This window comes from Povalibacter uvarum (assembly GCF_014202975.1).
Lineage (GTDB): Bacteria > Pseudomonadota > Gammaproteobacteria > Steroidobacterales > Steroidobacteraceae > Steroidobacter > Steroidobacter uvarum.
Window position 1 is genome coordinate 506,671 of sequence record NZ_JACHHZ010000006.1, and the last position, 14,610, is coordinate 521,280.

At 61.6% G+C, this 14,610-nt stretch carries 15 protein-coding genes and 1 tRNA gene; 5 read left to right on the forward strand and 11 right to left on the reverse strand.

Annotation, left to right across the window (positions count from 1 at the left end; all coding sequences use genetic code 11):
• Positions 1-30 precede the first annotated feature (30 nt).
• The 6 genes from HNQ60_RS24500 to HNQ60_RS24525 form a co-directional block, all read right to left on the reverse strand.
• Positions 31-1,401 (reverse strand): sigma-54-dependent transcriptional regulator, encoded by a 1,371-nt coding sequence (locus HNQ60_RS24500; protein WP_184335408.1) that lies wholly within the window; start codon positions 1,399-1,401, stop codon positions 31-33.
• Between the two features lie 34 nt (positions 1,402-1,435).
• The gene (locus tag HNQ60_RS24505; RefSeq protein WP_184335409.1) at positions 1,436-2,647 is read right to left on the reverse strand and encodes an ABC transporter permease; all 1,212 of its coding nucleotides are present in this window, start codon (positions 2,645-2,647) and stop codon (positions 1,436-1,438) included.
• Positions 2,648-2,754: 107 nt separating this feature from the next.
• Complete coding sequence (locus HNQ60_RS24510) at positions 2,755-4,074, reverse strand: ABC transporter permease (RefSeq protein ID WP_184335410.1); 1,320 nt, start codon at positions 4,072-4,074, stop codon at positions 2,755-2,757.
• A 106-nt stretch (positions 4,075-4,180) separates the two neighbouring features.
• Entirely contained in the window at positions 4,181-4,900 is a 720-nt protein-coding gene (locus HNQ60_RS24515; RefSeq protein ID WP_184335411.1) for an ABC transporter ATP-binding protein, read from the reverse strand.
• Positions 4,901-5,032: 132 nt separating this feature from the next.
• The gene (locus HNQ60_RS24520) at positions 5,033-6,349 is read right to left on the reverse strand and encodes an efflux RND transporter periplasmic adaptor subunit (RefSeq protein WP_184335412.1); all 1,317 of its coding nucleotides are present in this window, start codon (positions 6,347-6,349) and stop codon (positions 5,033-5,035) included.
• A complete protein-coding gene (locus HNQ60_RS24525; protein WP_184335413.1) occupies positions 6,349-6,588 on the reverse strand; it encodes a hypothetical protein in 240 nt (79 codons plus the stop codon). Before HNQ60_RS24525 ends, HNQ60_RS24520 begins: the two co-directional genes overlap by 1 nt.
• 260 nt (positions 6,589-6,848) lie before the next feature.
• On the opposite strand from HNQ60_RS24525, the gene HNQ60_RS24530 reads away from it, so the two are divergent.
• The 3 genes from HNQ60_RS24530 (at position 6,849) to HNQ60_RS24540 (ending at position 8,443) form a co-directional block, all read left to right on the forward strand.
• A tRNA-Arg gene (locus HNQ60_RS24530) sits at positions 6,849-6,925 on the forward strand.
• Between the two features lie 141 nt (positions 6,926-7,066).
• On the forward strand, positions 7,067-7,648 hold the full coding sequence (locus HNQ60_RS24535; protein ID WP_184335414.1) for a hypothetical protein: 582 nt from the start codon (positions 7,067-7,069) through the stop codon (positions 7,646-7,648).
• Between the two features lie 24 nt (positions 7,649-7,672).
• Positions 7,673-8,443 (forward strand): hypothetical protein, encoded by a 771-nt coding sequence (locus tag HNQ60_RS24540; RefSeq protein ID WP_184335415.1) that lies wholly within the window; start codon positions 7,673-7,675, stop codon positions 8,441-8,443.
• Between the two features lie 38 nt (positions 8,444-8,481).
• On the opposite strand, the gene HNQ60_RS24545 is transcribed toward HNQ60_RS24540, so the two are convergent.
• From HNQ60_RS24545 to HNQ60_RS24555, 3 genes are all read right to left on the reverse strand, one after another.
• On the reverse strand, positions 8,482-9,555 hold the full coding sequence (locus HNQ60_RS24545; protein WP_184335416.1) for a hypothetical protein: 1,074 nt from the start codon (positions 9,553-9,555) through the stop codon (positions 8,482-8,484).
• Positions 9,556-9,866: 311 nt separating this feature from the next.
• Entirely contained in the window at positions 9,867-10,889 is a 1,023-nt protein-coding gene (locus tag HNQ60_RS24550) for a DUF6152 family protein (protein ID WP_184335417.1), read from the reverse strand.
• 102 nt (positions 10,890-10,991) lie between these two features.
• Positions 10,992-11,822, reverse strand: coding sequence for a DUF2189 domain-containing protein (locus HNQ60_RS24555; RefSeq protein WP_184335418.1), 831 nt, complete (start codon positions 11,820-11,822; stop codon positions 10,992-10,994).
• Positions 11,823-12,145: 323 nt separating this feature from the next.
• On the opposite strand from HNQ60_RS24555, the gene HNQ60_RS24560 reads away from it, so the two are divergent.
• Positions 12,146-12,412 carry a hypothetical protein gene (locus HNQ60_RS24560; RefSeq protein WP_184335419.1) on the forward strand — a complete coding sequence of 89 codons (267 nt, stop codon included), beginning with the start codon at positions 12,146-12,148 and terminating at the stop codon, positions 12,410-12,412.
• 113 nt (positions 12,413-12,525) lie between these two features.
• On the opposite strand, the gene HNQ60_RS24565 is transcribed toward HNQ60_RS24560, so the two are convergent.
• Complete coding sequence (locus HNQ60_RS24565; protein WP_184335420.1) at positions 12,526-13,518, reverse strand: SDR family oxidoreductase; 993 nt, start codon at positions 13,516-13,518, stop codon at positions 12,526-12,528.
• A gap of 129 nt (positions 13,519-13,647) precedes the next feature.
• Here HNQ60_RS24565 and HNQ60_RS24570 point away from each other — a divergent pair, with 129 nt between their 5' ends.
• The gene (locus HNQ60_RS24570) at positions 13,648-13,806 is read left to right on the forward strand and encodes a DUF3309 family protein (protein WP_184335421.1); all 159 of its coding nucleotides are present in this window, start codon (positions 13,648-13,650) and stop codon (positions 13,804-13,806) included.
• A 176-nt stretch (positions 13,807-13,982) separates the two neighbouring features.
• Here HNQ60_RS24570 and HNQ60_RS24575 read toward each other — a convergent pair whose 3' ends face one another.
• Positions 13,983-14,519, reverse strand: a complete 537-nt coding sequence (locus tag HNQ60_RS24575; protein WP_184335422.1) for a hemerythrin domain-containing protein — start codon at positions 14,517-14,519, stop codon at positions 13,983-13,985.
• Positions 14,520-14,610: the final 91 nt, after the last annotated feature.

The window sequence follows — 14,610 nt, forward strand, 5'->3', positions numbered from 1 at the left end:
CCCGCTTTCGCGGGAATGACGGAGTGGCTTCTAGTCGCCCTCTCCTTCCTCCGCCCTGCCCGTCGCTTCCTTCAGCCCCAGTTTCTCCATGCGCCGGTACAGCGCCTGCCGGCTCAGACCCAGGTCGCGGGCCGCACGAGCGATCACGCCACGTGCACGCGCCAGCGCCTGCTCGATCTCGGCACGATCCGGTTCGCGTTCCGGCTCGGGCTCGAAGACGGGGCTTTGTGTGACGAGTCCGAGGTCCGCCGCCGTGATTTCCGACCCGGTCGACAGCAGCGACGACCGACGGATCGTGTTGAGCAGCTCACGCACATTGCCTGGCCAGTTGTGGGACAGCAGCGCACGCTCGGCGGACTGACTGAGCGGCCGGCCGCCTTCCAGGAAGTGCCGCGCGAGAGGCAATACGTCATCCGTCCGCTCCGCCAGCGGCGGCACTCGAAGTTCGATGACGTTCAGTCGATAGAACAAGTCCTCACGGAACCGTCCGTCCGCGATTCCAGCCCGAAGATCCGCGTTGGTCGCACTGACCACCCGGACTTTGACACGGCGAGTCACGCTGCTGCCAAGGCGTTCGAATTCGCCAGTCTGCAACACGCGCAGCAGCTTCGCCTGGCCTTCGAGCGACAGGTTGCCGATCTCGTCGAGAAAGAGTGTGCCGCCGTCAGCCGCTTCGAACCGGCCTTGCCGCACCTTGGTCGCGCCAGTGAAGGCACCCGCCTCAGCGCCGAACAGCTCGGCTTCCATCAGATCTTTCGGGAGAGCGCCGACGTTGACCTTCACGAAGGGACCGCTGCGGACCGACGAATTCGCCTGGATGATCGCCGCGATGATTTCCTTTCCGGACCCGTTGGGCCCCGTGATGAGCACGGGCACTTCGGCCGGTGCGACGTGCGTGGCCTTGGTGACCAGATCACGCATCGCGTCACTTTCGAAGACGAGCCCGCACAGATCGAATCGCGCAGTCAGCGCGGCTCTGGATTCCGCACGCTTCCGAACGGCTCGCTCCTTCTCCACCGACAGCTGTCGCAGTTCGAGCAGGTTGCGGACAGTCGTCAGCAGCCGGGCATCGTCCCAGGGCTTTGCGAGATAGTCCGCGGCACCCGCCTTCACGAGCTCGACGGCGGTTTCCAGATGCGTCCATGCCGTCAGCAGAACGATCGGAAGCGTCGGGTGTCGTTCGCGGATCGCGCGAAACAGCGCGACACCTTCTTCGCCCGATGTCGCTTCCTTGCGGAAATTCATGTCCTGGAGAACGAGATCGACCTCGTGCGAAACAAGAGCGCGCATTCCTTCGGCCGGCCCGTTCGCCGTCAGGATGCGATGACCCTGCAGCGAGAGCAGCACCTCGAGCGCAGTCCGTACTGCGTCGTTGTCGTCGATGATGAGAATGGTAGACATAGCGGCGTCACACCTTACACGCCCGCGCGTTCATTCACACGGTTCGGGTGGCGATCGCAGGTGGAATCGCTGCGGCCCGGCGGGCCGGAACGAATACGGCGATCTGGCCGAGGATCCACAGCAACACCACCCCTGCAACGGGATAGAGCGGCTCCAGGCGCGGCAGCGAGTAAGTGCTGCTGAGCCAGTGACCGAACGCGAAGGCCAGCACCAACCCCAAAGCAACGCCGCCGGTCGTCAGCAGCCAGTTCTCGATCATGAAGTACCGGATGATGTCGATGCGGCGCGCACCGACCGCACGGCGCGTGCCGATCTGCTTCGTGCGCACGCTGACGTGGAAGCTCGCCAGGCCAACGATACCGAGTGCGGTGACGAGCACCATCAGCGAAACGATGACGCTCAGGAATGCAACCATGCGGCTGTCGGCGCGATAGCTGCGCTCCACCCAGTACGTGTGCGGGCGCACCCAGGTCACGGCGCGATTCAGATTCGATTCCGCCAGTTTTTTCTCGACCTCGGGCACGAGCTGGTCGCGACGCCCCGGCTCCGTGCGGATGGCATAGCGGATCGTCGGGCCGTTCGACAGGCGCGGCTGCAGCATCACGTTCGACGGCTGATCGAACCCTACCCATGCACCGAGCATGTTCTCGATCACGCCGATGACGATCGCCGATTGACCGAGATTGTCGTAGATGGGTTTGCCGAGCGCGGGGCCGTCGCCGAACATCTGTTGCGCGACAGCCTGCGTGATGATCACGGACGGAGCGAAGTCCGAGTTGGTCGGATTCTCGTTGTACTGGATCTCCGCTTCCGTGAATGCGCGACCTTCGATGAGCTTGACGCCGAGCGCGTCCACGCCGTGTTCATCCACGAAGTAGATATTGCTCGTCGTCGGATTGGGCTGCGGCGTCGGCGGCTCGATCGTGTAGCCGCTCTGCCGCCCCCCGCCCGACATCGGGATTCCATTGAGCGCAGTGACGGCGACCACGCCCGGTATCGCGCGCAGCATGTCGACGTCGCGCCGCACGGTGTCGCGATGGTCGTAGTTCGGCCCGAATCCGTAGCTTTGCGCAAAGATCAGGTTGGCCGAATCGATGCCCGGCGGCCGGCCGATCTTCTCCACGCGCTGCATGATGATGAACACCGCGTTCGCGACGACGGCCAGGGTCAGCGCGATCTGCAAGCCGACGAGAAAGACGCCGGTCTTGTTGCGGAGCATGGCGCTGAGGATGGGACGGAATTCCATGGGAGAACCTCGAAAGCTGTGAGCTGTGAGCAATGAGCCAGAAGTTACCGATTCGTACGTGTCCTGATCTGGCCAGCCGCTCGTAGCTCGCGACTAGCCGGCTTGCTTCACTGTGTCTTCAAATACGCGGCCGGCTGCACCCGGCACACCCGCCACGTCGGGTACAGCCCCGCGAGCACTCCGGAGGCGATCGCGATCACGAGCGCGGTCAACGACATCGTGACGTCGAGCCGCGTGAGCGTGTCGTAGTTCTCGTAGAGCTGACGGACGCCCAGCAATCCGAGGCCAGCGAGGCCGATGCCGAGAACGCCGCCGGCGATGCCGATGACGCCGACTTCCACGAGATGCTGATTGAATATCGTCTGGCGCGTGGCACCGAGAGCGCGCCGCAATCCGACGAGCGGTGCCGAACCCAGGAACTTGGCGAGCAGCAGTCCGATCATGTTCAGCAGGCAAACCGCAAGGAACATGAACGAGAGACCGACGAGGACGCTGTTGTCGCTCGCGACGACGCGATTGATCTCGAGCCACTCTTCCGGTGTACGCAGCTTGTTGTTGAGCGGACGCTCGAAACGACCGAGCTTCTTCTGTTCCTGCACGTAGCTGTCGATGAAGCTCTGGTAGGCCTCGACCTTGTCGCGCCCCTTCAGCTCGACCCAGTACTGGATCCACACGCAGTCGCTCTCGAGGAAGTCCTGGAACGAGTTCAGCGGCTGCGTGCGCCAGCAGTTCACGTTGCCGCCCGGCTGGACCTGATCGATCTGGCCGATGTTGAAGGGGACGAACGCTTCCTCGATGCCGTCGAACGAACCGTTGTTCAGATCGTAGAACTTCGGTGTCGGCGTCCACTCGGCCAGAACGCCGATGACGTTGTAGTCCTTGCCATCGAGGCGGACGTTCTTGCCGACGCTGTCCTGGCCGCCGAAGATCTTGTCGTTCGTTTCCTTCGACAGCACGACGACGCGCTGCGCACCCTGATCCGCTGCCGCATCCCAGCCGCCGCCGTATTCGAACGGCACGTCGAAGATCGAGAAGAAGTCCTTGGTCGTGAGACGTGCTTCGACGAGGAACGGCTTCACGCCGAGTGCCGGGTCGCTTTCGACGACGAACGGCCCCTTGCGCATCATCACCTGTCGCGACGGAATGTCCGACTCGAACAGCGCCATCGCATCGCGATACGTCAGTTCATACGGAGGCAGCTCCGGGCGGCGATCGTCCCATGGCTGATTCGGATCCCAGTTGTCGAGCGTGACCGCGCGCAACACGTCGTTGCGATGCTCGATCGGATTGCCCGACATCAGGCGATAGACCGTCAGCGTCGTGATGCACACGCCGACACCGAGCGCGATGGCGCCGATCATCAGCGCGGCAACGACCGGCGTGCGGCGCAGGCTCTTGAGGGCTAGGCGAACGTAATAGTTGAACATGAGAGAGTGACTTCAGGTGTAAGTGTCGACTTCGTTCATTCCCGCGAAGGCAGGAGGCCATCGTTCGCAGCCGATGGCCGCCTGACCTTCGCGTTCCTGAACCCCCTCAGACTCCGGCCGCCACGGCTTCCGGGCGGATCAGCGGCTTCGCCGCGAACGGCTGCAGGTCCGTGACCTGACCGTCCATCACGTGAACGTTGCGATGCGCACGGCGCGCGAGCTCAGGATCGTGCGTAACCATCACGATCGTCGTGCCGCGACGGTTGATGTCTTCGAGCAGGTCGACGACCTGCCGTGCCATCAGCGAATCGAGGTTACCGGTCGGTTCGTCCGCCAGCAGAAAGCGCGGCGTACCCGCGAGTGCACGAGCAATCGCCACGCGCTGCTGCTGACCGCCCGAAAGCTGCGCGGGAATGTGCTTCATGCGCGAAGCCAGGCCGACGAGCTCGAGCGATTCGGTGATGCGCTTCTTGCGCTCGGCCGCATTGAATCCGCGGTAGCGCAGCGGCACATCGACGTTGTCGAACAGATCGAGGTCCGGAATCAGGTTGAAGCTCTGGAAGATGAAACCGATCTTCTGGTTGCGGATGCGCGAGCGATCGTCATCGGAAAGCCGGCTCACATCCTGGCCATCGAGCTGATACGTGCCGCTGTTGAAGGTCTCCAGCAGCCCCGCGATGTTGAGGAACGTCGTCTTGCCCGAACCCGACGGCCCCGTCACGGCCACGAACTCCCCTTCCTTCACATGCAGGTTGAAGTCCCGCAGCGCATGCGTCTCGATGAGTTCCGTTCGGAAGACTTTGCTGATGTTCTGCATGTGAAGCATAAGGACCTCGAAGCGCTTGACGGTTAGCGGTTAGCGGTTGGTTCAGAAAAAAGAACAGCATTCACTGGGACTGGGCGTGGGTTGGCGACTTTCCGGTTCTGACTAACCGCTAACCGCCAACCGCCAACCGCTTCAGTCCGTCAATCTGACCGTTGCGGCACGTTCGAACTCGCCGAGGTTCGAAATGATGATCCGGTCGCCGGGGCTGAGCCCTTCGAGGATCTCCACTTCGTTGACGCTCGTGCTGCCCGTGCGGATCGTGGCGCGGGTGGCGATGTCATCCTGCACGACGTAGGCGACGCGGCCGCCGCTGGTGTCGAGGAACGGGCCGCGGGCGACCTTCAGGACGCCGTCGCGCTGTTCGAGCACGATGCGGGTGGACAAGCGCTGGTTCTGACGCAGGCCGCGCGGGACTTCGCCGGAGAAACGCAGCCGGCCGGTGACCTGGCCGCTTCGCACTTCGGGGGACACCGCGCTCACCAGCGCTGCGAATTTCTGCGTCGAGTAGACGACTTCCGCGTCCATCCCGAGCTTCAGGTCGTCGGCGTAGGTTTCCGGCACCTGGAACTCGACTTCGAACGCGGTGAGATCCACGACCGTGATGACGGCGGCGTTCTGTGCGACCGCTGCGCGTTCATTCACCGCGAGCGTTCCGACGATGCCGTCAACCGGCGATTTGATTTCGAGATCGCCGACGCGGCGCTGCAGCTCCTTGACGACCAGGCGCTGACGATCGCGTTCGAGACGACGTGCGCTCAGCTCGAACTGCAGGCTTTCTTTCTGCAGCTCCGCGTTCTCGACCGAGTGCTTGTGATTGACGGCGGCGGCAGCGGCCTCGTCACGCGCTTTCTCATAGTCGCGCTCGCTGATGAGATGCTTGCTCCAGGAATCCTCGGCACGACGCTGCTCGCGCTGCGCTGCCTGAATCTCGACGTTCGCGAGGTCAATCGTCTGCTGATTGGTCAGCAGCTGGCGACGCGTGTCGATGCTCTGGCGCTGGACCGCCACTTCGAGACTGGCCAGCGTTGCCTGCTCGCGTTCGAGCTCATTTTTGAGCTCCGGGCTGTCGATCTGCGCGAGCGGCTCGCCCTTCTTCACTGTGTCACCGGCCTGCACGATGTAATGGACCGTGCCCGGTGCAACCGCGAACAGCGTCGGGCTGACGGCCGCAACGACGGTGCCCTGAGCCGAGACGTCGCGCGTGAACTGTCCGCGAGTCACTTCAGCAATTCGCACACGATCGAGGGGAATCGAGACCTCGGCGCCCAGCCAGTTCCTGACCAGCAGCACGAGGATGATGAGGACCAGCAGTCCGCCGACGCCCGCGGCAATGAACTGATACCGGCGCTTGCGCTGCAGCGGCTCCTGGTCGACAGGCCGGTCCTGCGCCGAGGTGTCGCGAATGCGCGTGACCTTCTCGCGATCGCCGGTGGGAAGTGCGGAAATCATCAGCCACGCTCCTGGTGAGTCGTCGCACAGGCTTCCTCGGCATCGCGCGGCAGGTCGAGCGCGTTGCGGACGTCGTGCCGGGTCATCAGCGTTTCCAGGTGCGCGATCTGCTGCTGCTCGATCGTCGTATCCCTATCGACCGAGCGAGCCGGAGGCGCCATCAACAGGACGGCGAGCGCCCCCGCACTGACGGTCATTGCCGATAACCGGGCCGTAAACTGGATTGCCGCTGTCTTCATGATCCTGCTCCCGCGCACCTGTCCGGGTGTCGCTTGCCTACCTACGTTGCACGGGCTGTGCCAGGAGCGAAAAATGGGGAAATTCCGCGGGAAAAGCGCGGTTCTGGGGTGGCCGGGGAAGCGGCCGTCCGGGTGTCCGGGCGGGTGGCCGGACAGGCAGCGGACACTTTTGGCGGACACTTTTCCGGGGAGGTTCAGTACAATGCGCGCCCGCGCGGGCCGCCGTTGCCCATGCGCTATTCTTCAGCTTCTCAGTACACGCGCCCGTAGCTCAGTTGGATAGAGCATCTGGCTTCGAACCAGAGGGTCGGGAGTTCGAATCTCTCCGGGCGCGCCATATAAATCAATAAGCTACAAAATTTTTGCTGAGTTGGATCCGAGGTAGCCTTCAGGTGGGTACCGTCATCCGATTGGCCATCGACCGTTAGTCGACGCCGACGTGAGAGGCACAGTTCGGTAGCCACAGGTGCATAGACACATGGAAGCGCAAGAAATAATCGACGCCTTCAGGCGCCAAGTCGCACAGCTTGAAGCGAAAGGCATGACGCAGGTGCAGGTGGTGGCACTGGCGGCTTACCTCGACGCACTTCAGAAGGACGCAGCCAATTCCAACGAGCATCGCAAACGAGAACACGAAGGGCTGCTGGCGCAGTACGCCGCTGCGAACGAACAGAGTATCGAGATGTTTCGAGCGGTGCTCGAAACCGGCAAGACTGGGCTGCAAACGCTGCTAGTGATCAACGGGGGAGCCGTAATTGCCTTAATGGGCGTCATGAGCAATCTCGCAACTAGGTCCGGTGGCGATCTGCTTGCACGGTACCTCGCTCTGCCACTCCTGCAGTTCGGCATCGGTGTGCTTTGCGGGGCAGTTGGCTTTGCATTTCGCTACTTCAGCCAGGCGTGTTATGCGGCGGCTGATGAGGGTGAAAAGAATCGTTACACCACCTGGGGTGACTGGCTGCGCTACACAGCAATCGCCGTTGGCATTTCTGGTTACGTTCTTTTTGGGTTCGCGTTGGTGAATGCATATCACGGCGTTCTCTGGTCCTTCACGCGGTGATAGCTAGTTACTGAAAGGCACGCAATGCGCGACCCTCACGTCGAAGCCATTCATTACAAGGTCGGATCTGCGGAAACGATCTCGTACAACAATCCAAGGCCGATTAACTTCTCCAATCACCTCGGAGAGTTCACGCTGTCGGATGGCTATCTTCGAGTGATTCCAGTGGAACACTTCGCCAGCGCGAACGAGGCGCGCGCGGCGATTGATCCATTTCTTAGCGCGTGGGAGATCAGCACCGATCTCAACTCGAACTTCGGAATGGTTCGCTTCGAATTCGAGCGCGTTGAAGTCGTGGACCGCGCGCCACCTGAGCCGGGTGGTTCTATTGTTTGTAGCCTCGAAGGGGCGTCGATGGTGATGATCGGCAGCAGCGCAGTTGTACGCCTCACATGCAGCGAATACCCAAACCCGCCCACAGCCTTCAGCGCCACGACAGACGTAACGGCTGCCTACCGAAGGTGGTTGCGGTACCGGGCTGGAAACGAACCGCTTCAGTCCATGGCTTACTTCGTTCTGACACTGCTTCAGACCGCCGCTGGTGGGAGAGCACTCGCTTCGCAGATATTTCAGATCGAACGCAAGATCCTAGACACGATGGGTCACCTGAGTTCGACGAAGGGGGATGAGGCGACCGCAAGGAAAGCGAACAACCCGGGGCAATTCCAGGATCTGTCTCCCGCTGAGAAGCAATGGCTGGAGGAAGCGGTACGGCGTGTTATCCGAAAGCTCGGAGAGCACGCTGCCGGCTCACCGGGGACACTCATCACGATGGCGGACCTTCCGCAGATTTAAGGGACCGCGTGCGAAGTTCAGATCGCACGGACGCCGGTTCACTTCCTGTGGCGACGGTGCTCCTGAAGCGCCTTCTGCATCGCCTCGAAGCGTGGCCGGAACTCCTCGTACAAAGCCTTCCGCTCTTCGTCGGTCATCTTCGGCTTAGTATTTCTCTTCGGAGGTCCGAAATTTTTCTGCCAGACCGTCGCCGCGTGGGAGTCGATTGACGGCGGCGGCTGCGATCCGTAATCGTGACGGTGACACACGCGTTCCTCTTCGGACAGGGATTGCCACCATTCAGCCAATCGCGCCATATCTGCCTTCAGCACATCGGCCGGTACGACTTCCTGTTTGAGTCGCAGCATTTCGGAAGCGACATCCAGCTGCAATTGATCACCGGTGGAGAAGGCGTGGCAAAAGGGCAGATATCGCAAGTACTCGAGGTCAATCCAGTTCGTCTTTCGCGTTGTGATCGCGCCGACCTGCAGGCCGATGTAGAAGGTCATGCTGACCCGCAAGAAGTGATGAGCGTACGGCGCGAACTGTTGTAGCGTGCCTACTCGTTCCCGATCCCAGCGCAACATGATTGCGGCTCGGAGCCGCGCGGGCACCTTCGCTTCCAAACTCGCGAGCGAGACGAACAACCGCTGATACGTCGGCTGCGCGAGCATCGTATCGACGAACTGCACCACGTCGCGAATCGATTTCAGACCCGAGAGATTCGGGTGAAGTTTCCGCAGTTGCTTCTGAAAAGCTTCCATATCGAGCGACTTGATCGACTCTCGATAGTGCAGCGACTGAGCCCGCTCATCGTCTGTGAACCGCCGGACGTGCCATCGGAGAACTGCGTCGAGTTCCGGGGGATGGTCGAAAACGATACCGTACCCCCCGGTCGGATCCGGGACACGAATGCCACCGGGCATGGGAATGCGACCTTCCATTGGGACCGGATGACCCATCAGGCTGGCCAAGGCGCAGTCACGCGCATCCGAGCACACCCTCGGATGAGCCACATGCAGGTTGCGCGAAAGTGTCGCGACCACGCCGTCCGCGCGCTCGGCCTCATACTTCGACAGATCCCCCAGCAACTCGAAGAAGAGCACCGGCGGAGCAACGACCATATAGTGCATGCCAACCCGACTCAGCTCCGCGTGACTGAGACGGTGTAAAGAAGACTTGTCGAGGAGCAGGATCGGTCCCATCACCGAAGTTTATAACTTCGACTAGCGCCGCGCTGAAGGTCGCCTGCCGCGAGCCGCCCACGCAAATGAAAGCGGCCCACGGCAGGACTTCGCTCGGATCTGGCAGCGGCAGACAACCATGGGACAATCGAGGAAACTATTCTTCTTTCTTCGAACCAGAGGGTCGGGAGTTCGAATCTCTCCGGGCGCGCCATTTCAAAGCCGTGACCGCAAGGCGCCCAGTCCTGAGCGCGTGACGCCTAGCGCTCAAGGCACTCGTAGGGCTTCACGGATTCATTGGCTCGTGCCATCCATGACTTGGTGAGCTCCATCGGCCGCGTGAAGTTCACCGGGTCGGTGACGATCATCGTGTACTGCAAGCGGGATCCGTCGGCCGCGGGGGTGAAGCGTTCGACGATGGACGTTGCAGGACTCAACGGCGTGCCCTGGTGATCGAAATGGGCCCACGTAATGCCATCGGTGGCGACGACGAGAGTGTCGCCCTCCCAATGCCCGATCGAGCGCCCGAGCAGACCTTTTTGCAGCGACTCTCGCCGTGTATCGCCCGTATGGATGACCCGGACAGCGTCATAGATCTCCATCTTCAGCAGGATCGTGCCTGCCTGGCGCACGAATTCGAACGGATACGGATTGTCCATGATCGTAGGCATGCCGACCGGCGAGCAGCCCTGGGTGACGGAGTCGTTCACGGGATCCCACGCGGCCGCCTTGCGGCGAGCGGCGTCCGTGAGCGGCGGTTGTTCAGGATTCCAGGCCAGGAACTCATCGAACCGTGAACTCCAGACTCGAAAAATCCCCGACCTGGAGGACTCCAGGTTGCGTTGATCGAACCAGTTCGTCTCTGATCCGAGCGGTGCCGTGGTCCAGCGGGGCACTCCCCCGGGCTCGAATAGAAGCTCCCTCCCATCGGCCTGCAGCAGATTCAAGCCAAGCAGACGCCCCGGACCCCGTCGCGAGGGATGACCGGCTACCCGCACCTTGTCGCCGACGTGGAGTCCTTGAGCCGTCGCGTTCGTTCGTCGCATCACGCTCAAGGCGCTGCCTTCGATATCGACGATGACTGGCTGGCCGGTCGCATCGGTGCCCGTCCGCATGCGGATCCGCACATGCGGATTCCGCCAACTCACTTCGACGAGCGTGCCCTCCATCTCGACGACCTGCTGAAAGTCGTACTCGGTCGGTGCGTGATGCGCTTTCGCGCTCGCAATGCACATCGCACTGACGACGATGATGAGCGAGTGCCTCACGATGCATCTTGCCATGGTGGACCCGGTGCTTCGCCGTTGACGCCGCGATCCTACTCTATGACACGTGTAGTAGCAACGACCTCACCTGTAGTCCAGTGTACAAGCAGCTGGTGAGATTCAAGGATCTCGATCTGGCGCAGGGTTGACCGTTTCCGCCTCCTCATGCGTCGGCGGCCACGCCGACGCATCGATCCCGCTGCGATACGCGTGCCATGTCGCATGACCGATGAGCGGCATCAGAATCACGAACCCGACGAGGAACGTTGCGAAGCCGATCAACACGAGGCACGCGATCAACGCGCCCCACAGCGCCAACGTCAGCTTGTTACGCAACGTCGCATTGATGCTGGTCACGACCGCGGTGATGGCATCCGTGCGTCGATCGAGCAGCATCGGAAGCGAGAATGCGGTCGCGGCGAGAACGATGGATGCGAAGAACAGGCCGACCAGCGCTCCGATGCCGAAGTAGGCGAGCAGGTCGGTCCACGCGTCGATCGCATGATCGGGCTGAAAAATGCTCATGACCGTAGCGGCGCGGGCCCAGACCAGAAGAACGACGAGCAGGCAGAGGCCGAGCACGAGTGTATCCGGCAGATGCGACCGACCCTCCTGGAGGCTGTACGAGAGTGTGGGCTTGCGGCCGATCTCGAGCTGGTAGCTGATGGAATACAGGCCCATCGCAAGGAACGGGCCGATGAAGACGAAGCCCGTCGCGAGGCCGAGATACAAAGCAAGCGTGCCGAAGCGCCAGGTCGCGTACGCGATCAACGCACTCAGCGCAGTGAGCAGCATTCCGTAGAAAAGACTCGGCAAACCCGCGCGGCGCAAGTCGCTCCATCCCATGCGCAGCCAGTGAAGCGGCGCAGACGGCGCAAGCACTCGACATGGCGCGGCGAGCGGCAGCAAATCGAGATCGACGCCTGCATTGCCCGGTTGTTGTTCTGGCATCGCCCACCCCCTGAAGTGGTTCGCACTGGCGATGCCATCACAGGGCACTATGGAGAACAAATAGGGAAACCCCGTGAATACTAGGGGGAACCGCATGTCCTCGGCTCAGCTGGAGACTGTGCGAGTACCTTCTCCAATGCCTGGGCCGTGTCAAAGGCATGACACCTGAATCCACCGCAACGACTCCAGGGAGCAGCACGCCACTCGTCGTTGTCAACCCCGACGATCGCAAGTGCGTGCGCATTCTCAATAATCGACTGTCAAACGCAGATGCGCGCGCGGATTCGGGATGATGCGCGCCGTCGAAGTCGAGATGAGTGTTCATGCAGACCCTTCTACGTCCTCTCGTGGCACCGGCTGCCTATTGGCGAACGTTGCTGCTGGTTCCGTCGGTTGGATTGCTCGTCGATACGGTCTTTCAGGACCGCCTGGCTGTGCTGCTTTCGACGCTGGCGTGCGCGTTCATCTTCCGCGGTTACGAGCGTCGACGATGGATTCATGCGCCCGCGGAGTTTCTGAGCGGTGATGTCATCCTGCGGTTGGGGTTGGTGTTCGTGGTGACGAGCGTGGCGCAGCTGACGGGGGCGTGATGTCACTCGCGCGAAAGCGTGAGTCCATCCGGATTCGGATAGGATGGATTCCCGCTTTCGCGGCAATGACGGAGTGCTTCGCATGACGTCCGACTGAAGTCGGACCCACAGGCCTAATACCCGCCGATGATCGGCAGGATCTCGCCCGTGATGTAACTCGAGCACTGCGACGAGGCCAGAAACACATACGCCGGTGCAATCTCCTCCGGTTGCGCCGGACGTTTCATCGGCGTATCCGAGCCGAACTTGGACACGTCAGCGGCCTTCTTGTCGGCCGGGTTGAGCGGCGTCCACACGGGGCCTGGCGCAATTGCATTCACGCGAATACCGCGTTCGATCAACTGGCCCGCCAGCGATCTCGTGAACGCGTGAATGCCGCCCTTGGTGGTCGAGTAGTCCAGAAGGTGCTTGCTCCCTTCCAGGCCAGTCACTGATCCCGTGTTCAGAATCACGCCGCCCCGCTTCAGGTGCGGCACGGCCGCTTTCGTCATGTAGAAGTAGCCGTAGAGATTGGTCTTGAGCGTTTCGTCGAAATGCTCCTCGGTGATGTCTTCGATGGACTTCGCGTGCAACTGAAACGCCGCGTTGTTCACGAGAATGTCCAGCTGACCGAACTCGTCGACGACCTGTTCGATGGCCTTGGCACAGAACGCCTTCGCGGTCACATCGCCCGCGATCAGCAGGCACCGGCGCCCTTCTTCCTCCACGGCACGCTGCGTTTCCTTTGCGTCGCCGTGTTCTTCCAGATACACGATCGCGACGTCGGCCCCTTCCCGCGCGAACAACGTCGCGACTGCGCGGCCGATGCCGGAGTCTCCACCGGTGATCAGCGCGACTTTATCGAGGAGCTTCTCCGAACCTTTGTAGAAGGGCGCGTCGTACATCGGTGCCGGCTCGAGTTGCGCCTCGCTGCCAGGTTTCGCGATGTGCTGTTTGGGAAAAGGCGGGACTGGATATCGACGCGCGCCTGTTTGCGGCGCCGAGCCGGATTGCTTCGCCTGCGCCTTTTGATCCTTCCTGTCGATCCCACGCTGGAGCTTGCGATGCACCGAAGCCGTCGAGGATGGTCTTTGCCCCTCACGCCGCCGAGCCGCAGTTCGCGCCATGCGTTGATCCTCTCCGCAGATGTATCGCCAGAAGGGAAAGATCACCCATACGCAATTGTTCCTGCGTCGCCCACGAACTTTCGACAGCGATGGGCGTTGTCACAGCACATCACGTCGTGAGGATCCGTCATGTCGCTGGGCACCATTCTTCTCATCGTTCTCATCCTGCTGCTCGTAGGCGCATTGCCGTCGTGGCCTTACAGCACCGGGTGGGGCTACGGTCCCAGCGGCCTGCTGGGTCTCGTGGTCGTCGTGCTCATCGTTCTCCTGCTGATGGGGCGACTATGAGAGCGGGCAGCAGCGCGACGCGCGCAATCGACGATGAGTTTTCCGTCACTCCCGCGCAGGCGGGAGTCCATCCTGATGCAGATTCAGATGGGCTCCCGCTTGCGCGGGAATGACTCGATACTGACTACACCCTCTGGCTTGCCAGCTGATAGCTAGCTGGCCAGCCCGCTTCCGAATCATGCATTCGCGTGCGTTCCCCGCTGCGTCCGCTTTCTGCCGTTCGCCGATGACTCGCCCATCAGCTCCGCCTTACGGGCTGCGAGTTGTTCACCGAGTTCCTTCAGATCCATCTTGGCCTTCTTCGCTTCGGCGAACATGCCGCCGGGCTGCTCCTCTTCCTTGACGTGATGTTTGATCATTTCGGAGAGGACCTTCACCTTGGCATCGAAGAATTCTTCGTCCGGACCGGAGGCTTCGATCTGTTCGATCAGGCGCTTTGCGCCATCGTGTTCGACGATCGCCTCGTGATGAAGCTCCGTATCCTCGGTGGCTTCGAAGAACGCGGGATAGAGGATCTCCTCTTCGATCTGCGTATGGACCCGCAAGGCCAGGCAGATCTGAGCAGCGAGCTGCGTCTTGCGCGAGTCGGCGCGCGCCTTTTCGAACTCGCCGAACCATTTCTCGACCTGACGGTGATCAGCCTTCAGGAGGCTGATTGCATCTTTGCGCGCAGTGCGGGTCGAGGCGCGACGCGCGGTGCTGGAACGTGGCATGAAACTTCTCCTTGCGTTGGCTATCGAGAAGAGAGACGAGAAGGCAACGCGCGCGATCGGAGACAGTTCCTAAGGAGAAGCGGTTAGCGGT